Origin of the sequence: Pseudomonas sp. 06C 126 (genome assembly GCF_001855215.1) — a bacterium.
In the GTDB taxonomy this organism is placed as follows: Bacteria; Pseudomonadota; Gammaproteobacteria; order Pseudomonadales; family Pseudomonadaceae; genus Aquipseudomonas; species Aquipseudomonas proteolytica.
In genome coordinates this window covers 253,367-277,130 of sequence record NZ_MIFU01000002.1, presented here as the reverse complement: position 1 = coordinate 277,130, position 23,764 = coordinate 253,367, and the positions used below count along the sequence as shown (strand labels likewise).

Below are 23,764 nucleotides of genomic sequence, written 5' to 3'. Positions count from 1 at the left end.
TACGCCCTTGCGCTGAATTTTTCCTACGGTAAACACATGACTTTCGCCACACTTGGCCTGATCGAACCCTTGCTGCGCGCCCTTGAGGCGCTTGGCTACCAGACCCCGACGCCGGTGCAGGCGCAAGCCATTCCGGCGGTGCTGGCCGGTCGCGACCTGATGGCCGCGGCCCAGACCGGTACCGGCAAGACTGCCGGCTTTGCCGTGCCGCTCCTGCAACTGCTGACCATGGAAGGGCCGAAGGTCACCGCTAACTCGGTGCGTGCGCTGATCCTGTGCCCCACCCGCGAGTTGGCCGAGCAGGTTCACGCCAGCGTTGCCCAATACGCCGAACATCTGCCCCTGACCACCTACGCGGTGTATGGCGGGGTGAGCATCAACCCGCAGATGATGAAGCTGCGCAAGGGCGTCGACATTCTGGTTGCCACCCCTGGGCGCTTGATCGACCTGTTCCGCCAGAACGCGCTGAAACTCAATCAGCTGCAAACCCTGGTGCTGGATGAAGCCGACCGCATGCTCGACCTGGGCTTCTCGGAAGAACTGGCGAACATTTACCGCATGCTGCCGAAAAAGCGCCAGACCCTGCTGTTTTCCGCGACCTTCTCCGACGATATCCGCCTGCTGGCCGGGCAGATGCTCAATGACCCTTTGAGCATTGAAGTCAGCCCGCGCAACGTCGCTGCCAACACCGTCAAGCAATGGGTGGTGCCGGTGGACAAGAAGCGCAAGGCCGAGCTGTTTGTGCACCTGATGCGCAAGGGCAAGTGGAAGCAGGTACTGGTGTTCGCCAAGACCCGCAATGGCGTGGATGCGTTGGTAGATAAGCTACAAGGCCTGGGGATCAATGCCGACGGCATCCACGGCGACAAGCCACAAGCTACGCGCCAACGTGCCCTGGACCGCTTCAAGGCCAGCGATGTGCAGATCCTGGTGGCCACCGATGTGGCGGCCCGTGGCCTGGATATCGAAGATTTGCCGATGGTGGTCAACTTTGACCTGCCGATTGTCGCCGAGGATTACATCCACCGCATCGGCCGTACTGGCCGGGCGGGCAACACCGGCGAGGCGATTTCCCTGGTGTGTGCCGATGAAGTGAATATGCTCTCGGCCATCGAGATGCTGACCCGCCAAACCCTGACCCGCAAAATGGAACAGGACTTCGAACCGGAGCACCGCGTGCCGGATACCGATGCCAGTGGCCAGGTAGTGAAGAAGCCGAAAAAGCCGAAGAAGCCCAAGACCTCGGGTGGTGGCGGCAAGCGCAACCTGGGCAAGTGGGTAGAAAGCGGGGAAGTGGCGGCAGAGCCGTCGATCAAGCCGGTGCGCAAGGTGCCGGTTTTTAATACCGGGCCGCGTAAGAAGAAGTAATTTCTTTGCTGCCTGTCAGGGCCTCATCGCAGGCAAGCCAGCTCCCACATTTGAACTGTGAACCCATTCAAATGTGGGAGCTGGCTTGCCTGCGATGGCGGACCTGAGCCCACGGCGACTACCGGTGCTTTAGCCATTCCAACATCCCGCGCCCCGCAGCCCGCCCACTGGCAAAACACCCCGTCAGCAAATACCCGCCCGTCGGCGCTTCCCAGTCCAGCATCTCTCCGGCACAGAACACTCCCGGCAATTGCTTGAGCATCAAGCGCTCATCCAGCGCCTCAAACGGCACGCCACCTGCGGTGCTGATGGCTTCGTCCATTGGCCGGGTTTTCACCAGGGTCAGCGGCAGAGCCTTGATATCGACGGCCAATTGCTGCGGGTCGCTGAAATGCTCGGCAGGCGCCAACTCGCGCAACAGCGCGGCCTTGACCCCATCCAACCCCAACTGACTGTGCAAATGCTTGCTCATCGAACGTGAGCCACGGGGCTTGGCCAATGCAGCCTGCACCTTGTCCAGTGGCTTGCCCGGCAGCAGGTCGATATGCAGGGTGGCTGAGCCGTCGCGGTTGATGGCTTCGCGAATCGGCGCCGACAGGGCGTAGATCAAACTGCCCTCGATACCGGTCGCGGTGATCACGCATTCGCCCAACCGGGGTTTGTCATCTGCCAAACCGATGGCGACGTTTTTCAGCGGCGCTCCGGCGAATTTGCTCACCATCAAGTCGCTCCAGGCCGTTACCTCGAAGCCACAGTTGCTCGGTTGCAGCGGGGCGTAAGGCACGCCTTGGGCTTCCAGCAACTTGAGCCAGGCGCCGTCGGAACCCAGGCGCGACCAACTGCCGCCGCCGAGGGCCAGGAGCACGGCATCGCTGTGGACAGTTTTCTCGCCATCCGGGCTGTGGATAATTAATCCGCCATCGGCATTCCAGCCCAGCCAGCGGTGGCGGGTGTGGATAACTACCCCTTGGTCGCGCAAGCGCTTGAGCCAGGCGCGCAGCAGCGGCGCGGCTTTCATATCGGTCGGAAACACCCGGCCAGAGCTGCCGACAAAGGTTTCTATCCCCAGCCCATGGATCCATTCGCACAACGCCTCGGCGCCAAACTGGCGCAGCAAGGGGGCGATGTCGGGTGCGCGCTCGGCGTACCGTGAGAGAAATGCCGGGTAGGCCTCGGAATGGGTGATGTTCATGCCGCCAACCCCGGCCAGCAGGAACTTGCGACCCACCGATGGCATGCCGTCATACAGGTCCACTCGGACCCCGGCCTGGCTCAATACTTCGGCGGCCATCAGCCCGGCGGGGCCGCCACCGATGATCGTGACGTGAGGGGGCTGGGCTGGAATCTGGGGCATGGCGGTGACTGCGGTTCGGCGAAGTAGGCCGAGCATTCTACCCGAGCACCGCGAAACTGCCTGATCAAAAAACGTACACGTTCCTACACCCTATGTGGCGTGTGCCTTGCAGGCGCTTACGCTCAACTTATCCACAGGCCGTTCCACAGGCATTGTGGGTAACGCACCCACACTTCAATGACAGCCTGATGATGTCCACACCCGTTGGGCACTGTGATGCAGGATGCCATGGCGACGGGCCAGGGCAGGGCGATCCTTGCTGTAGCCGCCGCCAATTACGCCCACCACCGGGATGTCGCGGCCCAGGCAATGGCGCATCACGCTTTCATCACGGGCGGCGACGCCTGCGTCTGTCAGCTTGAGATAACCCAGGGCGTCGTCCTTGTGCACATCGACACCCGCGTCATACAGCACCAGGTCGGGCTGGTAGAGCGGCAGCAGGTAGTTGAGGGCGTCGTCCACCACCTTGAGGTAGTCGGCATCGCCCATGCCCATGGGCAGCGGGATGTCCCAGTCGCTGGTGGCCTTGCGCGCCGGGAAGTTCTTTTCGCAGTGCAGGGACACGGTAATAGCATCCGGCGTGTCGTGGAGGATGCGCGCGGTGCCATCGCCTTGATGCACGTCGCAGTCGAAGATCAGCACGCGGTTGACCCGCCCGCTGGCCAGCAGGTAGTGGCTGATCACCGCCAGGTCATTGAAGATGCAAAAGCCCGCCGGGTAGTCGTAGTGGGCATGGTGGGTGCCGCCCGCCAGGTGGCAGGCCAGGCCGTGTTCCAGGGCCTGTTCGGCCGCCAGCAACGAGCCGCCGACTGCGCGCACGGTGCGCCGGGCCAGGGCTTCGCTCCAGGGCAGGCCCAGGCGCCGTTGGTCTTCGCGGGACAACTCACCGCTCATATAGCGTTCGATATAGCCAGGGTCATGGGCCAGGGCGAGGACCTCGGCCGGGCATAATTGTGGGCGCAGCAGTTGGCTGTCCTGGGTCAGGCCGCTGTCGACCAGGTGATCGCGCAGCAGCCGGAACTTGTCCATGGGGAAGCGATGATCCGCCGGGAACTCGGGGCTGTAGTCGTCGTGGTAGATCAGTGGCAAAGGCATGGCAATTTCTGACAGGAACCAACGACGGATCTTAACAGCGCTGTACACTCACGCACATGGCAAGGGAGGGGAACGATGGAGCCGATACTTGAGTTGGAAAGCGCGCGCCTGGTGCTGCGCCAGTGGCGCGACAGCGATCTGCCGGCGTTTGCCCGGATGTGCGCCGATCCGCAGGTGATGCGCTATTTCCCGGCCCCCTTGGATCGCCTGGAAAGCGCGGCATTGATCGGGCGAATACGTGGGCATTTTGCCGAGTACGGCTTTGGCCTGTGGGCCCTGGAACGCAAGGACAGCGGCGAGTTTATCGGACTGACAGGGTTGCTGAATGTCGGCTTTGACGCCGACTTCACTCCGGCGGTGGAAATAGGCTGGCGCCTGGCCCGCGAGCACTGGGGCCTGGGGTTTGCCAGTGAGGCGGCCTGGACCGCATTGCGCTGTGGTTTTGACCGTTTGCAGCTGGACGAGATCGTGGCCTTCACCACCGAGGCCAACTTGCCGTCGCAGAAAGTCATGCAGGCCATCGGCATGCATTACGATCCGGCCGCAGATTTTCAGCACCCCAGGCTCGCGGCGGACGATCCCCTGCGCCATCATGTGTTGTATCGCATCACCCGCGCCCAATGGTTGGACACGCTGCACGGATAAGCAGGCGGTAATACTTGTAGGAGCGAGCTTGCTCGCGAAAAACGTCAACGATAACGCGCAGGGCCTGATACCCGGCGTCGTCCCTGGTTTTTTCGCGAGCAAGCTCGCACCTACAGTAGAAAATAGAAGGTAGAAACCGTTTTGCTCTGAGGAGAGTGTATGAGCCAAGTGTTGGAAGATCTGGTCGACTTGCTGACCCTGGAACCGATTGAAGAAAACCTCTTTCGCGGCCGCAGCCAGGACTTGGGCTTTCGCCAACTGTTCGGCGGCCAGGTATTGGGCCAGTCGCTGTCGGCGGCCAGCCAGACCGTCGAAGAAGCGCGGCATGTGCATTCGTTGCACGGCTATTTCCTGCGTCCTGGGGATGCCGGCCTGCCGGTGGTCTATCAAGTGGACCGGGTACGCGATGGCGGCAGCTTCAGCACGCGCCGGGTCACGGCGATCCAGAAGGGCAACCCGATCTTCACCTGCAGCGCCTCGTTCCAGTACGACGAGGAAGGCTTCGAGCATCAGACCACCATGCCGGTGGTGGTGGGGCCGGAGAACTTGCCGTCGGAGTTGGAATTGACCCAGCAGCGGGCGCACCTGATTCCCGAAGCCATGCGCGAAAAACTGCTGTGCCCCAAGCCGATCGAAGTGCGGCCGGTGACCGAAAAAGACCCGTTCAACCCGCAGCCCACCGATCCGGTCAAATACGTGTGGTTTCGCGCCGATGGCGCCCTGGCCGACTTACCGGCGCTGCATAAATACCTGCTGGCCTATGCCTCGGACTTCGGCCTGCTGACCACCTCGTTGCTGCCCCATGGCAAGACGGTGTGGCAGAAGGATATGCAAGTGGCCAGCCTCGACCACGCGTTGTGGTTCCACGCCGATCTGCGCGCCGACGACTGGTTGCTGTACGCCATGGACAGCCCATGGGCCGGCAATTCCCGTGGCTTCTCCCGTGGCAGCGTGTATAACCGCGCCGGTCAACTGGTGGCCTCGGTGACTCAGGAAGGCTTGATCCGGCATCGCAAGGATTGGGCATGAGCCTGGCGCAGGTTAAACACTGGGTGTTTGATATGGACGGCACCCTGACTGTGGCTGTGCATGACTTCGCGGCGATCCGCGTGGCCCTGGACATTCCGCCTGCCGACGACATCCTCACCCATTTGGCGGCGTTGCCGGCGGCTGAAGCGGCGGCCAAGCATGCCTGGTTGCTGGAGCATGAACGCGAGCTGGCGCTGGGCTCGGTGGCAGCTGCGGGCGCGGTGGAATTGGTGCGGGACTTGGCGGCCCGAGGCTATCGCCTGGGGATCCTGACGCGCAATGCCCAAGAGCTGGCTCACATTACCTTGCAGGCCATCGGCCTGGCGGACTGTTTTGCCGTGGAAGATGTGTTGGGCCGCGACGACGCCCCGCCCAAGCCGGACCCCGGTGGCCTGCTGAAACTGGCGCAGGCCTGGGACGTGGCCCCCGGCGAGATGGTGATGGTGGGTGACTATCGCTTCGACCTCGATTGCGGGCGGGCGGCGGGGACGCGGACGGTGTTGGTGAACGTGCCGGAAAACCCATGGCCGGAATTGGCCGATTGGCACGCCAAAGACTGCGCGGCATTACGCCAGATGATCTAAAGCAAGCATCAAAAATCAAATGTGGGAGCGGGCTTGCTCGCGAAAGCGGTGTGTCAGTCGGCACATGCATCAACTGACAGGCTGCTTTCGCGAGCAAGCCCGCTCCCACATTTTTGATTGGGTTTTGTCTGACGGATTAGTGGAACAGGACCGCCTGCCCCTGCGGCGAGGTGAACATCTTGTCGCCGTCATGCCCCACCCCTGGCACTTCAACCAACCGCTGGCTCAACTGCGGATGGCGTTGCTTGAGGTAGTTGAAATAGTTGTGCCCGCGAATCAGCCGGTAGGCGCCCTGGGTCTCGGCTGCGCAGCTTTTGTCCAGGGCCGGATGGTTGGGGTCTGTGTCCTGCTGGCCGAGCAGGTAGGTGATTTCGCGCGCGGCGTAGGCTTTTTCCAGTTGCTCGGGGCTTTGGCCGTTGGCGTAGGCCGGCAGCTTTTGCATGCCGTACTTCCAGTCGTTGAATCCTGAGCAACTGGCCGACGCGAATTGCACCGGGCGTTGCGGGCTGAAGTAGGCATAGGACGACGGGTTGGCGATCACATAGCGCAGGCTGATCCCCGCCGCTTGCAGGGCCGGGTGGTCATGGCCGGTCAGGGCAAAGCGTTGCACCACCTGGCCACCCCCGGAATGCCCGGCGATCACTATTTCTTTGAGGGCCGGGAATAGTTTGCGGTTGCCCAGATGCTTGATGATTTGGTCCAGGGCACCGTAGGAACTGATCTGGCCATGGCCGATTGACGACTCGCCCGCCATCCAGGCATTACCGTGCCAGCGCAGTACGCTGTCGCCCAAGTGATGGCGCTGGACATCGGCGTCGTTGAGGAACTGCGGCGCGATCACCAGGGTATTGGCACTTTGTCCGGCGTGGGCGGCGGCGTCTTTGGCGCTTTTGAGGTAGGTCTGGGCGTTGCGCAGCCGGCCATGCACGATAATCAATGCGCGGGTGACCTGTGGCAGCGGCTGGCGCCAGTCCTGGCTAAGGCCCAGGCTCAGGTCGCCGGCTTGCAGGGTGAATCGATCGGGGCTGATCACCTTGACCGCCTGCCCGGCGGCCAGGGTGGCGGTCGAGCAGGTGATCAGCAGGCCCAGCAGCCATCCGCAGCGTTTATTCATTTACAGACTCTTGGCCGAAAACGTGTCGCATTGGCTGATCTGGCCCTGGGCAAACCCGGTCTTGAACCAGCGCACGCGCTGTTGCGAAGTGCCATGGGTGAACGAGTCCGGTACTACGCGGCCTTGGCCCTGCTGCTGCAAGCGGTCATCGCCGATGGCGTTGGCAGCGTTCAGCGCCTCTTCGATATCACCCGGCTCCAGCCAGTTCAGGCGTTTTTGCGCACGGTTGGCCCAGACCCCGGCAAAGCAGTCGGCTTGCAGTTCCTGGCGGACCAGCAGGCCACCATCGCCTTGCATCTGCCGGCCTTGCTGGCGCGCGACCTGGATTTTCGACGAAATCCCCAGCAGGGTTTGCACGTGGTGACCCACTTCGTGGGCGATCACATAAGCCTGGGCAAAATCGCCGGCCGCCTGGAAGCGTTGGGACATTTCCCGGAAGAAGTCCAGGTCCAGGTAGACCTGCTGGTCGGCCGGGCAATAGAACGGGCCGCTGGCGGAGGTGGCGCCGCCGCAGGCGGAATTCACTCGGCCACGGAACAGGATCAGCTTGGGATTCTTGTAGGCCAGGCCGTTTTCCTGGAACACCTGGCCCCAGGTGTCTTCGGTATCGCCCAGCACGGCACGCACGAAGTCCGCCTGTTCATCGTTGGCCGGTGGTGCCTGGCGTGTTTGCGGGCTGACCGAGGGGGCTTGCTCGGTCATCTGGCCGCTCAGTTGCCCGAGGATCTGCATCGGGTCCTGGCCGGTCAGCAGGCCGATGCCGACGATCAGCACGATAGCGGTCAGGCTCAGGCCCTTGCCGCCGCCAAAGCGCATGCCGCCGCCACCGCCGCCGTCACTACGCGCGTCGACCACGTTGTCGCTGCGCCGACCCTTTTTCCATAGCATGTGGCAATCCTCTTGATGATCGTTATGTAGGAGCGAGCTTGCTCGCGAAAAACGCAAAGGCGCCGCGTTAAACCAGGCATGCGGCGTTAGCGTTAACGACTTTCGCGAGCAAGCTCGCTCCTACAGTAATCGGGGTTGTGATGATTGAGTATGGCCGTTATTCGCGGCAATACCCTTCGCCCGTATTGACCACCAGGCAATCTTTTTTATCAGCCAGCCATTTCAAACCGGTCGCCGCACCGTCGCCGGCGCGCAGCACTTGCGGGCCGTCGGGGCGGTTGAAGATGATGCCGTCTTCGCCGGCCTCGCCCTTGAAGGTGCCGGAGGCATCTGCATCAAGGCCGTATTGCATGGTCAGTAGGTAGTGCCCGCGGCCAATGCTGTCGTCTTTGCTGACCGTCAGGTGCAGGCCTTCGACGCCGATCCATTTGCCGACCCATTTGTCGGTGGGCGGGGTTTCCGGAACCAGGGTCGCTTGCACCGAGGGCGGCGCCGGCTTCGGCGCCTCGGGGGCTTTATCGCAGGCGCTGAGCAGGGCGAGGGTCGAAAGGAGCAACAGGGATTTTTTCATGGAGTGGGCCTTGGTTAAAAAGCGTGCAATGGCAGGCTGGCGTGCAGCGTTGGACTGGGTTTGGGCAATTTAGTGCGCTGATCGCCCGCTGTTTGGTTATGCTCTTGAGACCGATGCACCACCCGCTCTAGATTAGCGCGTTGAGTGCCACTGCTTGCGGCGGTCATTTCAGCCTGTCACGCACGAGAATTCAATGACCCTCAGCACCCCTCTTTCCGGCGTCAACCATCCCTTCAAGGGCATCGCGCTGATTGTACTGGCGACGCTCCTGTTTTCCAGCCATGACGCCTTGTCCAAGTACCTGGCCGGGTTCTATCCCATCGTGATGGTGGTGTGGGCCCGCTACATGGTGCATACGCTGCTGATGGCGGGGATTTTCCTGCCGCAATCGGGCTTGCGCGTGCTGCGCAGCAAACGCCCGTTGTTGCAGGTCGCCAGGGCCCTGTGCCTGCTGGGTACCAGCCTGTTTTTTACCGCAGCCTTGCATTACATCCCGCTGGCGGAAGCCACGGCGGTGAACTTTCTCGCGCCGATCCTGGTGACGGCCCTGTCGGTGCCGCTGCTGGGCGAGCATGTGACGCGGGGCCAATGGCTGGCGGTGATCTGCGGGTTTGTCGGGGTGATCATCATCGTGCATCCCGGCGGTGAGTTGTTCACCCCGGCAGTGTTGTTGCCCTTGGTCTCGGCGTTGTTCTTCTGCTTCTACCAACTGCTGACCCGCATCCTCAGCCAGTACGACAGCCCGACCACCAGCAACTTCTTCGCCGGCCTGTGCAACACCCTGGTGATGAGCGCGCTGGTGCCGTTCTTCTGGGAGGTGCCAACCCTGGGTCATGGCCTGTTGATGCTGGCGCTGGGCAGTTGCGGGATGACCGCGCACTTGATGCTGACCCAGGCCTTCCGCTTCGCTGCGCCGGCCTTGCTGGCGCCGTTCGGCTATTGCCAGATCGTGTTTGCGGGGTTGTTGGGCTGGCTGGTGTTCAACCACACCCCGGACCTGACCACGGTGGTCGGGATCGGGGTGATCTGCCTGAGCGGGTTGGCCGCTGCCTGGCAGCAGCGGCGGCGGTGAATCAGACCTCGACCGTCGGAATCTTGCGCGGCGCCATGAAGTACATCCAGGTCAGGGCGAGGAAGTACATCGCCGGGATCAGGGTGAACAGCACGGTGTAGTTGTTGTTGGTCACGGTCAGGATATGGCCGACGATCTGCGTCATGAACATCCCGCCGATGGCCGCGCACATCCCGCCAAAACCGAACACCGTGCTCATCATGTGCTTGGGCGTGTAGTCCATCACCAGGCTCCAGATATTGGCGGTCCAGGCCTGGTGTGCGCCGATGGCCAGGGAGATGGCAAACACCGCGACCCATAGCTGGCTGGAGCCTGCAGCCATGATCACGCCGACGATGCAGCAGGCAAACAGCAGCATCGACAGCAAGCGCGCCTTGATCGGTTGCATGCCGCGACCGATGAGGAACGAGGACAGGATGCCGCCGCCCACGCTGCCGAAGTCCGCCGTCAGGTAGATGATGATCAGCGGGATGCCCATCTGGGTCACGTTGATCCCCAGGTTGTATTGCTGGTTGAGAAACGGCGGCAGCCAGTACAGGTAGAACCAGAACACTGGTGCGGTCAGGGCGTAGGCAATGGCGAAGGCCCATGTGCCGCGCATGCGCAGGATACGGCTGAAGGGCACGCGCGGTTGTTCCGGCTCGACTTCCTGTTGCACGTAGTCCAGTTCCGATTGCTTCACGCTCGGATGGTCTTCGGGGTTGTAGTACTTCAGGCCCCAGAACACCAGCCAGATCCCACCCAGCGCAGCCATGCACAGGAAGGCAGCCTGCCAACCCCACACATGCAGCACCAGCGGCAACAGCATCGGGGTCATCATGGCGCCGACGTTGGTGCCGGCGTTGAAGATGCCGGTGGCCACTGCGCGCTCACCGGCGGGGAACCACAGGCGGGTGGTCTTGACGCAGGCGGGGTAGTTGGCCGCTTCGGTCAGGCCGAGGATAAAGCGGCAAACCATAAAGCCCACCGCCGAGGTCGCCAGGCCGTGGGCGCCGGTGGCGATGCTCCACAGCAGCACCGCACAGAAGAACACGCGCTTGACGCCGACCCGGTCGATCAACCGGCCTTGCAAGACAAAACCAATGGCGTAGCCGACCTGGAACCAGAAGTTGATGTTGGCGTAGTCCATCGCCGTCCAGCTCATCTCCTTGGCCAGGATCGGCTGCATCACGCCCAGGGCGGCACGGTCGATGTAGTTCAGGGTGGTGGCGAAAAACACCAGGGCCAGCATGCCCCAGCGGGTTTTGCCGACGGCGAGGGCGCCGCGAATCTTGTCGCCAATGGCCGCTTGCGGGTTGCCGGGGCGCGGGGCCACGGCGGAATTTTGCGAAGGCATGAGAGGTACCCGTTTTTGAAATTTTTATGGTGTGTTCTGGGTCGTGATCACAGGTGCGCGCCAACAAAAAACGGCCCTGGATGCGCAATCGATGGTGCGCAGCGGCTAAAAAATCGTCAATTCACCAATCGCCATTGTGTTCGATAATCGCCCATAAAACTAACCGGTTGGTACATTTTAAATTGCTGCTTTATCGCGCGCGGCCAATAATTTGCCGCAAATAAGACCAGCCTTCATTGCCGGGAGTCACCCCATGCAACGTTCCATCGCCACTGTTTCCCTGAGCGGCACCCTGCCGGAAAAGCTCGAAGCCATTGCTGCGGCCGGGTTTGATGGGGTGGAAATCTTCGAGAACGACTTGCTGTATTACGACGGCAGCCCCCGTGAGGTGCGGCAGATGTGTGCCGACCTGGGCATTGCCATCACGTTGTTCCAGCCGTTTCGTGACTTTGAAGGATGCCGCCGCGATCGCCTGGCGCGCAACCTGGAGCGCGCCGAGCGCAAGTTCGACCTGATGCAGGAGCTGGGCACTGACCTGGTGCTGGTGTGCAGCAATGCCTCGGCAGACTCGACGGGTGAGCATTCGATCCTGCGTGATGACCTCGGCCTGCTGGCCGAACACGCCGGCCGCCGTGGCTTGCGCATTGGCTATGAAGCCTTGGCCTGGGGGCGGCACGTCAACACCTGGCAACAGGTCTGGCAACTGGTGCGCGAGATCGATCACCCCAGCCTCGGGGTGTTGCTGGACAGTTTTCATACCTTGTCGCTCAAGGGCGATCCGACGGCGATCGCCCAGATCCCTGGCGACAAGATCTTCTTTGTGCAAATGGCCGACGCGCCGATCCTGGCCATGGACGTGCTGGAGTGGAGCCGGCACTTTCGCTGCTTCCCCGGCCAGGGCGAGTTCGACCTGCCGGGTTTTCTCGCGCCGATCATCCAGAGTGGCTACACCGGGCCGCTGTCCCTGGAGATTTTCAACGATGGCTTTCGCGCCGCGCCCACCCGGGCCAACGCGGCGGATGGTTTGCGGTCGTTGCTGTACCTGGAAGAGAAGACCCGTCAACGCCTGGAACAACAGGCCACGCCGGTGGATATCCTGTTTGAGACCCCAGCCGCCAGCGAGTACGACGGTATCGAGTTCCTGGAATTCGCGGTGGATGAAAACCTTGGCGCCCGGTTGACCCAGTGGCTGCAACGCCTGGGCTTCGTCAAGGCTGGGCAGCACCGCTCCAAGAGCGTCAGCCTGCTGCGCCAGGGCGATATCAACCTGATCCTCAACTGCGAGCCTTACTCCTTTGCCCATAACTTTTTCGAGGCCCATGGCCCGTCGTTGTGCGCCACGGCGATGCGCGTCAAGGACAGCGCCAAGGCCCTGGAACGGGCGGTGGCCTACAAGGGCCAACCTTATCGCGGCCTGGTCGGGCCCAATGAACTGGAGCTGGCGGCGGTCCGCGCGCCGGATGGCAGCCTGATCTACCTGGTGGACCAGCACGCGGGCGGGATCTACGACACCGATTTCAACCTGCAGGCCGCCAACACCAGCGGCGGCGGCTTGCTGCGCATCGACCATATGGCCATGGCCCTGCCGGCCGACAGTCTCGACAGTTGGGTGCTGTTCTACAAGAGCCTGTTGGATTTCGAGGCCGACGACGAGGTGGTGCTGCCGGACCCCTACGGCCTGGTCAAGAGCCGGGCGCTGCGCAGCCGCTGCAGTTCGATCCGCCTGCCGCTGAATATTTCCGAGAACCGCAATACGGCGATTTCCCACGCGCTATCGAGCTACCGTGGCTCCGGGGTGCATCACATTGCCTTCGATTGTGCGGATATTTTTGCCGAGGTCAGCCGGGCCAAGGAGGCGGGCGTGCCGCTGCTGGATATCCCGCTCAACTACTACGATGACCTGGCGGCGCGGTTTGATTTCGACGATCAGTTCCTCAGCGAACTGGCGTACTACAACGTGTTGTACGACCGTGACGCCCAGGGCGGTGAGCTGTTTCATGTGTACACCGAGCCCTTTGAAGGACGGTTTTTCTTCGAGATTATCCAGCGCAAGAACGGGTACGCCGGCTATGGCGCCGCCAACGTGGCGGTACGCCTGGCGGCGATGGCCAAGTCGCGCAGTGGGGCGTTGCGCCAAGCCAAGTTGTAGGGTGTTGGCGCTTCCTTCGTGAGACCTGGCGGCCCATAATCACGGCCTGCATAAATGGCCGTGAGCGCACCATGACCCCGACGTCCGAACTGCCCGTCGCCCCCGTGGCGCCGCGCAAGAGTCGCAAGAACAACCCGGAAAAGACCCGCGAGAACATTTTGCAAGAGGCCATTGCAGAGTTCGTGCAGCAGGGGCTTTCCGGAGCGCGGGTGGACGCTATCGCCGAGCGCATCCACACCTCCAAACGCATGATCTATTACTACTTCGGCAGTAAGGAGCAGTTGTACGTCGAGGTCCTGGAAAAACTCTACGGTGATATCCGCAACACCGAGACCCGGATGAACCTCACCGCGCTGGAGCCGCGGGAAGCGATTCGGCGCCTGGTGGAGTTCACCTTCGACCACCATGACCAGAATGTGGATTTTGTGCGGATCGTCAGCATCGAGAACATTCACAACGCCGAGTATGTGAAACAGTCGGATGCGATCAAGGCGATGAACAGCAATATCCTTGAAGCGCTGGGCGCGACCTTGCGCCGGGGTGCGGAACTGGGAGTATTTCGCGCAGGGCTGGAGCCGCTGGATGTGCATTTACTGATCAATTCGTTCAGCTTTTACCGGGTGTCCAACCGGCATACTTTCAGTGAGATCTTTCAGATCGAATTGTCGGATGACGCGATCAAGCAACGGCATCGCGCGATGATCTGCGAGTCGGTGCTGCGTTACCTGCAGGCCTGATCCACCGCCGAATTCAATGTGGTGCGGGCTTGTGTGGGAGCAGGCAAGCCTGCTCCCACATTAGGAACCGGTTTCTACAGTGAAGTATTCATGCTCTGGAAATGATCGAGCATCCTTTGTGCATCTGCTTTCTTGCCACTGAACAACTCAAACGCCTTCACCGCCTGGAACACGGCCATATTGCCCCCATCCAGCGTGCGACAGCCCAAGGCCCGGGCCGTGCGCAGCAGTTCGGTTTCCAGCGGGAAGTAGACGATTTCCGCGACCCACAGCGCAGCGCGTAGCAACCGCGCTGGCACTGGCATGCCCGGCAGCTTGGCCATGCCCATGGGCGTGGTATTGACCAGGCCGTCAGCCGCCGCCATCGCGCTGTCCAGATCACTGCCGGCCTGCGCGCGGCCGGGGCCGAAATGCTGGTTGAGGTTATCCGCCAGGCTTTGCGCGCGGCCATGGTCCACATCGAAAATACTCAACTGCCCGACACCCTCGGCCAACAGTGCGTGGGCCACTGCTGCGCCCGCGCCACCGGCCCCCATCTGCACCACGCGCTGGCGCGCAGCCTCATGCAGGCCACGGCGAAATCCTTCGGCAAAACCCAGGCAATCGGTGTTGTGGCCGATGCGCTTGCCGTCGCGCCAGATCACGGTGTTGACCGCACCGATGCCCCGCGCTTCGGGCGACAGTTCATCGAGCAGCGCCAGGATCACTTGCTTGCATGGGTAGGTGATGTTCAACCCGGTGAAGTTCATCTGTTCGGCGGCCGTGAGCAAGTCGGGCAAGGCGCTGCTGTCCATGTGCAACTGATCGAGGTCGATCAGGCGATACAGGTAGCGCAAGCCTTGAGCATCGCCTTCCTGCTCATGCAGGGCCGGTGTGCGGGAGGCCTGGATGCCGGCACCGATCAGGCCGGCGAGGATGCGTGGCTTCATTTGAGCACCCGGCTGAAATGCTCAAGTGCCAAGTGATAGCCGTGGCTGCCAAACCCGGCGAGCACGGCCTTGGCGATAGGGGAAACAAAGGAGTGATGGCGGAAGGGTTCACGGGCGTGCACGTTGGAAAGATGCACTTCGATCACCGGTAGTTCACTGGCCACCAAGGCATCGCGGATGGCCACTGAGGTGTGGGTCCAAGCCGCCGGGTTGATCACGATTCCGGCACAACGGGCGCGGGCCCCGTGGATCCAGTCCAGCAGTTCGCCTTCGTGGTTGGTCTGGCGAAACTCCAGTTTCAACCCCAATTGTTCGGCGCTGCGGCCACACAGCGCGGCGACGTCGGCCAGGGTCTCGTGGCCATAGGTGGCCGGTTCGCGGGTGCCAAGCAGGTTCAGGTTAGGGCCGTTGAGGACCAGCACGATAGGTGCCATGGAAATGTCTCCACTGTTGTTTTTATTGATGGGGACAAAATGTACTGAATGGTTAATTTGGTCAATTGGCCAAACGCCGCACTGTGGATAACCGTTCGATTATCGAACGCTGAATAAAAGCTGGCGAGACCGCTCAAGAGTTGATATCAATTGAAAATCATTCTCGACAACGCTTAAGATGCGCGCCTGTTTCCTTTACACCCCCAGGGAGTCGGTTTGTCGGACGTGGATCTCAAGGGCCTGTTTCTCAAGCATGCCGATACCCTGCGTCGGTATCTGCTGCGCAAGGTGCGGGACCCTCAGTTGGCTGCGGACCTGGTGCAGGAGAGCTTCTTGCGCCTGGCACAAAAGCCGTCCAGCGAGCGGATCGACAACTCCCAGGGCTATCTCTACCGCACGGCGAGCAATCTGCTGATCGACCATATCCGCCAGGAAGCACGGCGCAAGACCGACTCCGTGCCCCATGAGGCGTTGGCCGAGATTGAAGATGAAGTGGCCGGGTTGGAGGCTCAGGCAATGGCGCAGCAACAACGACAGGCATTGAAGCAGGCGTTGGCGGAACTGCCGGAGCGCACCCAGCAGATTTTCCGCCTGAACCGCGTCGAAGGCATGACCCATGCCCAGGTCGCGCGGCATCTTGAAATTTCCGACAGTTCAGTGCAAAAGCATCTGGCCAAGGCGCTGGCGCATGTCATACAGCGTTTGCGGGAGGGCGATGTGACGCCATCCGACGAATGAATTACTGAAAAAATGCTGCTCAAACGTCACTGTTTCATACAACGAGAATTCGAGACTCACACGTGAATAGCCAGGAGTCGCAACAGCCCAGCATTACCGAGGTCGCCGCCGATTGGGCGGTGCGCCTGCATGCGGGGGGGCTGGATGTGCAGGAACATGCCGCACTGCAACGCTGGATCGACAGCGACAGTCGCCACGCCGCAGAACTGGAGTTTGCCCAGCAGACCTGGGCGGCCCTGGGTGAACTGCAACTGGATGCGCCGGTGCATCGCCAGCGTCCACCACCTGCTGGCGTGGCACCGCGTCGCGCCCAGCGTCGGCGACCCTGGCGCGTGGCTGCGAGTGTCGCGCTGTTGCTGGTGGTCGCCAGTGTTGGCTGGTTGCAGGGGCCGCAAGCCTTGCTGCAGATGCAGGCCGACTACCTGACCGCCAAGGGCGAAGTGCGCATGGTCCGCCTGATTGACGGCAGCACTGTGGAGCTGGACTCCTCCAGCGCCATCCGCCTGGACTTCGACGGCGAGCAGCGGCGGATCAGCCTGTTGGCCGGCTCGGCGATTTTTGACGTGGCGCCCATGGCCGGGCAGGAAACCCGGCCATTCGTGGTGCAGAGTGCCGGCGGCCAAACCCGGGCGCTGGGCACGCGCTTTGTGGTCGGTCGCGAGGCCGACGACCAGGCGTGGGTGGGCGTGCTGCAACACAGCGTGGCGCTGACCCAACAAGACCGGGCGCAAACCACGGTCCTCCACGAAGGGCAGGCCGCCCGCTACAGGGCGCAGGATGGTGTGAGCGGCCTGCCAGATTTTGACCTGGCGCGGGCCACCAGTTGGCGGCGTGGGGTGCTGGTGTTCGATCGCCAGCCGCTGGCCAAGGTGGTTGAAGAACTCAATCGCTACCGCCCCGGCCGGGTGGTATTGAGCAATGCCGACCTGGCCAATCGTGAAGTCAGCGCGGTGTTCCGCCTCGACATGCTGGACCAGGCGCTGGGCACCTTGACCGAAGAGTTGCAGGTGCGACGCTTTGATCTGGCGGGCGTCAGCCTGATCTACTGACATACCGCAAACCTCCCTGTGAACGGGCGCTTGTGTGTGGGCGCTGGCTTGCCTGCGATAGCATCACCTCGGTCTACCTGGTAGACCGAGTTGCCTGCATCGCCGGCAAGCCAGCTCCTACACAAGCCCGCATTCCTGGCTGATCTTCAAACAATTTTCAGAAACACTTACTGAGTCTCTATCCCTGACGCGTCTTGCTAATCGAGAAGTATTCGCATAAACAAAAACGCTCAGCGAAGGGATCACCACAATGTCTGCAATCACCAAAGGGCGCACCACCGGCAGCCGGTTGGCCCTGGCCATTCACTTGGCTCTGTTTGCCACTGCAGGGCAGGCCTACGCCGCTGCTCCCGTGGCCGGCGCATCGCAGCCTGCGACGCTGATGTTCGATATTCCCGCCCAACCCCTGGGCGGCGCAGTCCTGGCCTTTGCCGACCAGGCCGGCTTGCAGGTGCTGTTCGACAGCCCGCGCCTGCAAGGCCTCAGCAGCACCGCGCTCAAGGGCCAGTACAGTGTCCAGGAAGGCCTGGGACGCTTGTTGGGCAGCGCGCCGGTGGAGTATCGCTTTACCGGCGCACGCCAGGTCACCCTCAATCGCGTGAGTGTCGAACAGGACGGCGCGTTGACTGTCGGTACCACCACCATCCATGCCAATACCAACGGCAAGCCCAGTGACTGGGTGTATGAAACGCCGCGCTCGGTAGCGGTGATCACCCGTGAGCAGATCGACAAGCGCCCACCCCGGCACGCCGCCGACATGCTTGAAGAAACCGCCGGCGTCTACACCGCCGTCAATCAGCGTGACCCTGGCCTGTCGGTGAATATCCGTGGGGTGCAGGACTACGGCCGGGTCAATATGAACATCGATGGCATGCGCCAGAACTTCAACGTCAACGGCCACCAGCAACGCAACGGCACGATGGTGATCGACCCGGAGTTTGTCTCCAGCATCGAGATCGACAAAGGCAGCCAGTCGGGCATGGGCGGTGCGGCGGTGCTCGGCGGGATCGCATCTTTCAAGACCCTGGACGCCAGTGAGTTTTTGGCCGATGGCAAGGAGTACGGCGGGCGTCTGCGCGCGGGTAACGGCATCGGTAAACTGGGTAACGGCACCCACTTCAACGGCAGCGGCGTGTTTGCCTTTGGCGATGAGCGTGGCGATGTGCTGCTGGGTTATAGCGAGCGACACTTTGGCGATTACCGCGCCGGTACCCACAACGATCAGAAACTGGGCACCAACCTGCGCGCGCGCAAATACCAACCCGAAGCGTTTGACGATTGGTTGAACAGCGAAGTCGGCGACATGGGCAGCGTGACCCGCTCGCAGATCGTCAAGCTGGGCCTGAACCTGCCCAACGATCAGCGTGTGCAACTGAGCTACCTGCAAAGCGACAGCGACAGTAACGACGCGTGGGCCTATACCGCCGACGATGCGCAAAGCGTTTACTACCAGCGTGTGAGCAAGAACAACCTCAACGCCAAGAACGTCGCGCTGGACTACAGCTACACCCCGGACAACCCACTGATCGACTTCAAGGCCAAGGCGTACTACGTCACGACGCAATTGGAGCGGACCAATGCGCCGAACCTGGCGACGCCGGGCACGGGCAACGAGGTCGGCGGCTACACCGATCACTTCCAGACCGACACCTGGGGCTTGCAGGCCGACAACACCTCACGCTTCGATTTCAATACGTTGGGGCGAGTCAGCTGGAACTACGGCCTGGAGATGTACCAGGACGAATTCAAACCGCGCAGCAACAAGGTCGAGGCGGTCAACCTCCAGGGCTTGCTGCCGTACGTCGAAGGCGCCACCCCTGGTGGCAAACGCACCATCGCCAGCCTGTTCAATAACCTGCAATACGAATACGACAACTGGCTGACCCTGGATGCCGGCCTGCGGTACGACCGCTACCGGCTTGAAGGCCAGACCGGAATGACCCTCTACAAACGTGACCGTTTCTACAACAGCCTGGTGGGCGCCAAGCGGGTGGCCGAGGTGTTTGATATCGACAATGAAGAGGGGCACTTCTCGCCCACCTTTGGCATCGGTATCAAGCCTGGGCTGGAGTGGATGCAACTCTATGCGCGCTGGGGCAAGGGCTGGCGCCCGCCGGCAGTCACGGAGACCTTCATGACCGGTCGGCCCCATGGCGGCAGCTCGTCAGAGCGGGTGTTTCCCAACCCTTATCTGAAGGCTGAAGAGTCGCGGGATTGGGAAATGGGGGTCAACGTGTTCAAGGAAGGGCTGTTTTTCAACGACGACCGCCTGGGCATCAAGGTCGCCTACTTCGATACCAAGATCGAAAACTTCTCGTTCCTCAACCACAGCGTCAGCTTGCCGGAAACCAGCGTTGGCGGTTTCCTGGGGACCATGGCCTACGTCAACAACACTGCACCGACGCGCTTTCGCGGCATGGAATACCAGCTCAACTACGACATGGGCCGGGCCTACGCCAACCTCAGCTACACCCATATGATCGGCAGTAACGACTTCTGCTCGAAAAACTATTACATGGGCGGAGCCAAGACCAGCGGGCCGAGGACTACGCGTATCGAATCCTACATTCGTCCCGACGGCCGTCCGGGGATCAGGCCCGTCACCACTTATGAGGTGCTGGATGATGAGGTTGCCAACAACAAAGAGAGCTGCGGCCGGATCATGGGCAACGCTACCTATATGCCAGCGGATCGCGGCTCGCTGACGCTGGGCGCGCGGTTTCTGGAAAAACGCCTGGATACCGGGGTGCGGGTGCGCTACAGCTCGGGTAACGGTGCCAACCTCAACCAGCAGGGCTACGACTTCATCGACCAGGCGCTGTGGCCGCAATACACCCTCTACGACCTGTACGCCAGTTACTGGATGACCGACCACCTGAACCTTGGCCTGGCCTTGGAAAACGCCACCGACGAAGCCTATTTCGTGGCCATGGGCGATGCCAACAACCTCAGCCTGGCGCGCGGCCGCACGCTGAGCGGGATGCTTGAATACCGGTTTTGAGCCCCCGCAAGTCCTGGGCATTCGCGGTTACAACCCGGCATTTGAAGCCGTGCCAATCGTTACTAGTCTGTGAGGCAGCCCTGGCATTTGGAAGGAGCCGGCTGTCGGTTGGTGCCCGATCGGGCGCCGGCGGGTAATAAATAACCTAACGGATGGGTTACGATGAGAGTAGGCGCTTACAAGGGACATGTGATTGCAGTGTTGCTCAGGGATGAGCATTGCCCGCCCCACGTACATGTCATGGGCAAGGACTGGGATGCGCGTTTTCGTTTCAGCTTTCTGGATGGGAACGTGGTGTTGTGGGATGTGGATCCTGAGCGGCGGTGCCCCTCCAGTAGCGTTCTGGAGGGCATTCGTCAGACGTTGATGCAGCAGCATTATCTGGCGCGGGCACGAAGGATCTGGTGGGAGAAGCTGCAAACGGTCTGCCTGGACAACCACTCCTGGGATTGGGAGGCCGATGAGGTTGTGCCGGGGCTGGTCATCCGGCCGGGGGTCTACGTGATTGCCAGTGCCCGGCACGATGTTGCGGGGCGGCGAACCATTTTGAATCTGGTGAGGGCGCCAGGATCCGTGGAGATTGAGTTATGAAAAGTGTAAAAGCCAAAATACGGCCCGATGTCCCGATCACTGAGGCCGACATCGATAAGGCTGTAGCCCGTGGGCGCAAGCTCAAGCGGGTGTACGCCAACGCCAGTTCGGTGAGTTACGCAGACGACTGCATTTGCATTGGCTTCAGCGACGGTAGCCGCATCATGTTGCCAGTGGCCGGTCTTACGGAGTTCGAAGGTTTTTCTGTAGAAGACTTTCGGGCACTGGAGGTCGGGTTTGGTGGCAAGGCGCTGTGCTGTGAAGCCCGTGACCTGCATGTATCGATCACAGGCCTGATCGCCACCAGCCAGCCGTTGATGGACCTGGCTGCGAGCATGGTGGCATCGCGTAACGGCCGTAAAACCAGTGCCGCCAAGTCCGAGGCCGCCCGCGCCAATGGCAAGAAGGGCGGTCGGCCGCGTAAGGAAGAATAAACCTGGGAATGCGTATGGGCTTGTGTGGGAGCGGGCTTGCCCGCGATAGCGGTGGGTCAGCCAGATAATTTTTGACTGATACACCCCCATCGCGGGCAAGCCCGCTCCCACATTTTTGGATCTGCTATGGCCTAAAGGGTTAGCGCCGGGTCAGCAGCACGCCCGATTCCATATGGTGGGTCCACGGGAACTGGTCGAACATCGCGCAGCGGGTGATGCGGTGGGTGTCGTGCAGTTGTGCAATGTTCGCCGCCAACGTTTCCGGGTTGCAGGAGATGTACAGGATGTTCTCGAAGCGCCGGGTCAACTCGCAGGTGTCCGGGTCCATGCCGGCACGGGGCGGGTCGACGAAGACGCTGCCAAACTCGTAGCTCTTGAGGTCGATACCGTGCAGGCGTCGGAACGGCCGCACTTCGTTCAGGGCTTCGGTCAGTTCTTCGGCGGACAGGCGTACCAGGGTCACGTTATCCACCGCGTTTTCATCGAGATTGCTCAAGGCAGCATTGACCGACGTCTTGCTGATCTCGGTGGCCAGCACCTTGCGCACGCGGGTCGCCAGGGGCAGGGTGAAGTTGCCGTTACCGCAATACAACTCCAGCAGGTCATCACTGCGATCGCCCAGGGCGTCATAGGCCCAGTTGAGCATCTTCTGGTTCACCGTACCGTTGGGCTGGGTGAAGGCGCCTTCGGGCTGGCGATAGCTGAAGGTGCGACCGCCGACAGCGAGTTTCTCGACCACGTAGTCGTGGCCAATCACATCGCGCTTGCCCTTGGAGCGGCCGATGATGCTGACGTTCAGGTCGGCCGCCAGCTTGTTGGCAGCGGTGTGCCAATGCTCGTCCAGCGGGCGGTGATAGCACAGAGTGATCATCGCGTCGCCGGCCAGGGTGGTGAGGAACTCCACCTGGAACAGCTTGTGGCTCAGGGCGGCGCTGGCTTGCCAGGCGGCCTTGAGTTGCGGCATCAACTGGTTGATACGCAAGCTGGCGATGGGGAATTCTTCGATCAGGATCGGCGTGCGCTTGTCGTCCTGGGAAAACATCGCGTAGTGGCGCTGGCCGTCTTCGCGCCACAGGCGGAACTCGGCGCGCAGGCGGAAGTTCTGCAGGGGCGAATCGAACACCTGCGGCTCGGGCGCGTCGAACGGCGCGAGCAGGTCACGCAAGCGCGTGACCTTTTCTTGCAGTTGCAGGGCGTAACTTGCTGCGTCAAAAGTCATGCGGGGAACCAGCCTAGCTTGATCACGAACAGGATCGACAGGATCACCAGCGCTGGGTTGAGTTCACGGTAGCGGCCCGTAAGCAGCTTGATACCGGTCCAGGCGATGAAGCCGAAGGCGATGCCATTGGCGATGGAGTAAGTGAAGGGCATCGCCAGGGCGGTGATCACCACCGGTGCGGCAACAGTAATATCGTCCCAGTCGATTTCCGCCAGGCCCGAGGTCATCAGCACCGCGACAAACAGCAGCGCGGGAGCGGTGGCAAACGCCGGGACGCTGGCCGCCAGTGGCGAGAAGAACAGCGCCAGCAGGAACATGATCGCCACCACGATGGCGGTCAGGCCAGTGCGGCCACCAGCGCTCACGCCAGCAGCAGACTCGATGTAGCTGGTGGTGGTCGAGGTGCCCAGCAGCGAACCGGCCATGGCCGCGGTGCTGTCGGCGATCAGGGCGCGTCCCATTTTCGGCATGTGCCCGTCCTTGCCCATCAGGCCAGCGCGCTTGGCGACGCCGATCAGGGTGCCGGAGTTGTCGAACAGATCAACGAACAGAAAGGCGAAGATCACGCTGATCAAGCCTACGTCGAGGGCGCCGGCGATATCCAGTTGCAGGAAGGTCGGGGCCAGGGACGGAGGCATCGAAACTACGCCGCCGAATGGGGTCACGCCGAGCGCGATGGCCGCGACGGTCACCGCAAGGATGCCGATCAACACCGCGCCGCGCACCTTCAGGGCTTCCAGGGCCACGATCAGGAAAAAGCCCAGGGTGGCCAGGATCGGTGCAGGTTTGGCCAGGTCGCCCATGCCCAGCATGGTCGCCGGGTTGCTGACCACGATCCCGGCGTTATGCAGGGCGATCAGCGCCAGGAACAGGCCGATACCAGCGGCAATTGCCGAACGCAGGGGCAGGGGGATCGCATTGATGATCCACTCGCGGATGCGGAAGATCGACAGCAGGAAAAACAGCACGGCGGAGATAAACACCGCGCCGAGCGCCACTTGCCAGGTATGCCCCAGATGCAGCACTACGGTGTAGGTAAAGAAGGCGTTCAGGCCCATGCCCGGTGCCAGGGCAATCGGGTAGTTGGCGATCAGGCCCATGATCGTCGAGCCGATGGCCGCTGCCAGGCAGGTGGCGACAAACAGCGCACCCTTGTCCATACCGGTCTCGCCGAGGATGCTCGGGTTGACGAACAGGATGTAGGCCATGGCCAGGAATGTCGTGATACCGGCCAGAATCTCGGTACGCACGTTGGTGTTGTGTGCCTTGAGTTGAAACAGCTTTTCCAGCATGCCTGCTCCCTGTGGCGCGCTTGGCGCCGTGATTTGTTGACCTCAAAGTCAAAGCACAAACTGCGCCAAGCGCCGCGTGTTTTCTACAGAGGATCGGAAAAAGCGGCGCATCATACCAGCAGGTCGACGGCCTGT

General features: G+C 61.7%; 22 protein-coding genes. 12 read left to right on the top strand and 10 right to left on the bottom strand.

Annotated features, from left to right (window positions below; genetic code table 11):
* The first annotated feature begins 36 nt into the window (after positions 1-36).
* A complete protein-coding gene (locus BHC62_RS03055) occupies positions 37-1,368 on the top strand; it encodes a DEAD/DEAH box helicase (protein WP_070994178.1) in 1,332 nt (443 codons plus the stop codon).
* A gap of 118 nt (positions 1,369-1,486) precedes the next feature.
* Here the strand turns inward: BHC62_RS03055 and BHC62_RS03050 are convergent, their stop codons facing one another.
* Together BHC62_RS03050 and BHC62_RS03045 are read right to left on the bottom strand one after the other, a co-directional pair.
* Positions 1,487-2,758, bottom strand: a complete 1,272-nt coding sequence (locus BHC62_RS03050) for a TIGR03862 family flavoprotein (RefSeq protein WP_256324226.1) — start codon at positions 2,756-2,758, stop codon at positions 1,487-1,489.
* A gap of 138 nt (positions 2,759-2,896) precedes the next feature.
* Positions 2,897-3,817, bottom strand: coding sequence for a histone deacetylase (locus tag BHC62_RS03045; RefSeq protein ID WP_029292181.1), 921 nt, complete (start codon positions 3,815-3,817; stop codon positions 2,897-2,899).
* A gap of 75 nt (positions 3,818-3,892) precedes the next feature.
* Between BHC62_RS03045 and BHC62_RS03040 the strand changes: the two genes are divergently transcribed.
* From BHC62_RS03040 to BHC62_RS03030, 3 genes are all read left to right on the top strand, one after another.
* Positions 3,893-4,462, top strand: coding sequence for a GNAT family N-acetyltransferase (locus tag BHC62_RS03040; protein ID WP_070994176.1), 570 nt, complete (start codon positions 3,893-3,895; stop codon positions 4,460-4,462).
* 159 nt (positions 4,463-4,621) lie between these two features.
* Positions 4,622-5,491 carry an acyl-CoA thioesterase II gene (gene tesB, locus BHC62_RS03035; RefSeq protein WP_029292178.1) on the top strand — a complete coding sequence of 290 codons (870 nt, stop codon included), beginning with the start codon at positions 4,622-4,624 and terminating at the stop codon, positions 5,489-5,491.
* Positions 5,488-6,075 carry an HAD family hydrolase gene (locus tag BHC62_RS03030; protein WP_070994175.1) on the top strand — a complete coding sequence of 196 codons (588 nt, stop codon included), beginning with the start codon at positions 5,488-5,490 and terminating at the stop codon, positions 6,073-6,075. Before tesB ends, BHC62_RS03030 begins: the two co-directional genes overlap by 4 nt.
* Before the next feature lie 136 nt (positions 6,076-6,211).
* Here BHC62_RS03030 and BHC62_RS03025 read toward each other — a convergent pair whose 3' ends face one another.
* From BHC62_RS03025 to BHC62_RS03015, 3 genes are all read right to left on the bottom strand, one after another.
* Entirely contained in the window at positions 6,212-7,189 is a 978-nt protein-coding gene (locus BHC62_RS03025; RefSeq protein WP_070994174.1) for a hypothetical protein, read from the bottom strand.
* Positions 7,190-8,077 carry a neutral zinc metallopeptidase gene (locus BHC62_RS03020; protein ID WP_070994173.1) on the bottom strand — a complete coding sequence of 296 codons (888 nt, stop codon included), beginning with the start codon at positions 8,075-8,077 and terminating at the stop codon, positions 7,190-7,192.
* 157 nt (positions 8,078-8,234) lie between these two features.
* Positions 8,235-8,648: a hypothetical protein gene (locus tag BHC62_RS03015; RefSeq protein ID WP_070994172.1), complete on the bottom strand. Its 414-nt coding sequence runs from the start codon at positions 8,646-8,648 to the stop codon at positions 8,235-8,237.
* A 193-nt stretch (positions 8,649-8,841) separates the two neighbouring features.
* On the opposite strand from BHC62_RS03015, the gene BHC62_RS03010 reads away from it, so the two are divergent.
* Complete coding sequence (locus BHC62_RS03010; RefSeq protein WP_032861818.1) at positions 8,842-9,720, top strand: DMT family transporter; 879 nt, start codon at positions 8,842-8,844, stop codon at positions 9,718-9,720.
* 1 nt (position 9,721) lies between these two features.
* Here the strand turns inward: BHC62_RS03010 and BHC62_RS03005 are convergent, their stop codons facing one another.
* A complete protein-coding gene (locus tag BHC62_RS03005; RefSeq protein WP_032861820.1) occupies positions 9,722-11,056 on the bottom strand; it encodes an MFS transporter in 1,335 nt (444 codons plus the stop codon).
* A 253-nt stretch (positions 11,057-11,309) separates the two neighbouring features.
* Here BHC62_RS03005 and quiC point away from each other — a divergent pair, with 253 nt between their 5' ends.
* Together quiC and BHC62_RS02995 are read left to right on the top strand one after the other, a co-directional pair.
* Positions 11,310-13,205 (top strand): 3-dehydroshikimate dehydratase QuiC, encoded by a 1,896-nt coding sequence (quiC, locus tag BHC62_RS03000; RefSeq protein WP_070994171.1) that lies wholly within the window; start codon positions 11,310-11,312, stop codon positions 13,203-13,205.
* A gap of 71 nt (positions 13,206-13,276) precedes the next feature.
* A complete protein-coding gene (locus BHC62_RS02995) occupies positions 13,277-13,942 on the top strand; it encodes a TetR/AcrR family transcriptional regulator (protein WP_029292164.1) in 666 nt (221 codons plus the stop codon).
* Between the two features lie 74 nt (positions 13,943-14,016).
* Here the strand turns inward: BHC62_RS02995 and BHC62_RS02990 are convergent, their stop codons facing one another.
* Both BHC62_RS02990 and aroQ read right to left on the bottom strand, forming a co-directional pair.
* Positions 14,017-14,871: a shikimate dehydrogenase gene (locus BHC62_RS02990; protein ID WP_029292162.1), complete on the bottom strand. Its 855-nt coding sequence runs from the start codon at positions 14,869-14,871 to the stop codon at positions 14,017-14,019.
* A complete protein-coding gene (aroQ, locus tag BHC62_RS02985; protein ID WP_029292159.1) occupies positions 14,868-15,305 on the bottom strand; it encodes a type II 3-dehydroquinate dehydratase in 438 nt (145 codons plus the stop codon). Before aroQ ends, BHC62_RS02990 begins: the two co-directional genes overlap by 4 nt.
* A gap of 216 nt (positions 15,306-15,521) precedes the next feature.
* Here aroQ and BHC62_RS02980 point away from each other — a divergent pair, with 216 nt between their 5' ends.
* From BHC62_RS02980 to BHC62_RS02960, 5 genes are all read left to right on the top strand, one after another.
* Positions 15,522-16,043 carry an RNA polymerase sigma factor gene (locus BHC62_RS02980; protein ID WP_029292158.1) on the top strand — a complete coding sequence of 174 codons (522 nt, stop codon included), beginning with the start codon at positions 15,522-15,524 and terminating at the stop codon, positions 16,041-16,043.
* A gap of 62 nt (positions 16,044-16,105) precedes the next feature.
* Positions 16,106-17,092 carry a FecR family protein gene (locus tag BHC62_RS02975; RefSeq protein ID WP_029292157.1) on the top strand — a complete coding sequence of 329 codons (987 nt, stop codon included), beginning with the start codon at positions 16,106-16,108 and terminating at the stop codon, positions 17,090-17,092.
* A gap of 250 nt (positions 17,093-17,342) precedes the next feature.
* Positions 17,343-20,093, top strand: coding sequence for a TonB-dependent receptor (locus BHC62_RS02970; RefSeq protein ID WP_070994170.1), 2,751 nt, complete (start codon positions 17,343-17,345; stop codon positions 20,091-20,093).
* A gap of 162 nt (positions 20,094-20,255) precedes the next feature.
* The gene (locus BHC62_RS02965) at positions 20,256-20,684 is read left to right on the top strand and encodes a DUF4160 domain-containing protein (RefSeq protein ID WP_070994169.1); all 429 of its coding nucleotides are present in this window, start codon (positions 20,256-20,258) and stop codon (positions 20,682-20,684) included.
* Complete coding sequence (locus tag BHC62_RS02960; protein ID WP_029292151.1) at positions 20,681-21,118, top strand: DUF2442 domain-containing protein; 438 nt, start codon at positions 20,681-20,683, stop codon at positions 21,116-21,118. The genes BHC62_RS02965 and BHC62_RS02960 overlap by 4 nt, the downstream gene beginning before the upstream one ends.
* Positions 21,119-21,257: 139 nt before the next feature.
* Here the strand turns inward: BHC62_RS02960 and trmA are convergent, their stop codons facing one another.
* Positions 21,258-22,337, bottom strand: a complete 1,080-nt coding sequence (gene trmA, locus BHC62_RS02955; RefSeq protein WP_029292149.1) for a tRNA (uridine(54)-C5)-methyltransferase TrmA — start codon at positions 22,335-22,337, stop codon at positions 21,258-21,260.
* Positions 22,334-23,629: an NCS2 family permease gene (locus tag BHC62_RS02950; protein ID WP_029292147.1), complete on the bottom strand. Its 1,296-nt coding sequence runs from the start codon at positions 23,627-23,629 to the stop codon at positions 22,334-22,336. Before BHC62_RS02950 ends, trmA begins: the two co-directional genes overlap by 4 nt.
* Positions 23,630-23,764 lie beyond the last annotated feature (135 nt).

Bases quoted from the DNA above. Each gene is read 5' to 3' on its own strand.
- BHC62_RS03055 (WP_070994178.1), top strand. From the start codon at position 37: ATGACTTTCGCCACACTTGGCCTGATCGAACCCTTGCTGCGCGCCCTT.
- BHC62_RS03050 (WP_256324226.1), bottom strand. From the start codon at position 2,758: ATGCTCGGCCTACTTCGCCGAACCGCAGTCACCGCCATGCCCCAGATT.
- BHC62_RS03045 (WP_029292181.1), bottom strand. From the start codon at position 3,817: ATGCCTTTGCCACTGATCTACCACGACGACTACAGCCCCGAGTTCCCG.
- BHC62_RS03040 (WP_070994176.1), top strand. From the start codon at position 3,893: ATGGAGCCGATACTTGAGTTGGAAAGCGCGCGCCTGGTGCTGCGCCAG.
- tesB (WP_029292178.1), top strand. From the start codon at position 4,622: ATGAGCCAAGTGTTGGAAGATCTGGTCGACTTGCTGACCCTGGAACCG.
- BHC62_RS03030 (WP_070994175.1), top strand. From the start codon at position 5,488: ATGAGCCTGGCGCAGGTTAAACACTGGGTGTTTGATATGGACGGCACC.
- BHC62_RS03025 (WP_070994174.1), bottom strand. From the start codon at position 7,189: ATGAATAAACGCTGCGGATGGCTGCTGGGCCTGCTGATCACCTGCTCG.
- BHC62_RS03020 (WP_070994173.1), bottom strand. From the start codon at position 8,077: ATGCTATGGAAAAAGGGTCGGCGCAGCGACAACGTGGTCGACGCGCGT.
- BHC62_RS03015 (WP_070994172.1), bottom strand. From the start codon at position 8,648: ATGAAAAAATCCCTGTTGCTCCTTTCGACCCTCGCCCTGCTCAGCGCC.
- BHC62_RS03010 (WP_032861818.1), top strand. From the start codon at position 8,842: ATGACCCTCAGCACCCCTCTTTCCGGCGTCAACCATCCCTTCAAGGGC.
- BHC62_RS03005 (WP_032861820.1), bottom strand. From the start codon at position 11,056: ATGCCTTCGCAAAATTCCGCCGTGGCCCCGCGCCCCGGCAACCCGCAA.
- quiC (WP_070994171.1), top strand. From the start codon at position 11,310: ATGCAACGTTCCATCGCCACTGTTTCCCTGAGCGGCACCCTGCCGGAA.
- BHC62_RS02995 (WP_029292164.1), top strand. From the start codon at position 13,277: ATGACCCCGACGTCCGAACTGCCCGTCGCCCCCGTGGCGCCGCGCAAG.
- BHC62_RS02990 (WP_029292162.1), bottom strand. From the start codon at position 14,871: ATGAAGCCACGCATCCTCGCCGGCCTGATCGGTGCCGGCATCCAGGCC.
- aroQ (WP_029292159.1), bottom strand. From the start codon at position 15,305: ATGGCACCTATCGTGCTGGTCCTCAACGGCCCTAACCTGAACCTGCTT.
- BHC62_RS02970 (WP_070994170.1), top strand. From the start codon at position 17,343: ATGTCTGCAATCACCAAAGGGCGCACCACCGGCAGCCGGTTGGCCCTG.
- BHC62_RS02965 (WP_070994169.1), top strand. From the start codon at position 20,256: ATGAGAGTAGGCGCTTACAAGGGACATGTGATTGCAGTGTTGCTCAGG.
- BHC62_RS02960 (WP_029292151.1), top strand. From the start codon at position 20,681: ATGAAAAGTGTAAAAGCCAAAATACGGCCCGATGTCCCGATCACTGAG.
- trmA (WP_029292149.1), bottom strand. From the start codon at position 22,337: ATGACTTTTGACGCAGCAAGTTACGCCCTGCAACTGCAAGAAAAGGTC.
- BHC62_RS02950 (WP_029292147.1), bottom strand. From the start codon at position 23,629: ATGCTGGAAAAGCTGTTTCAACTCAAGGCACACAACACCAACGTGCGT.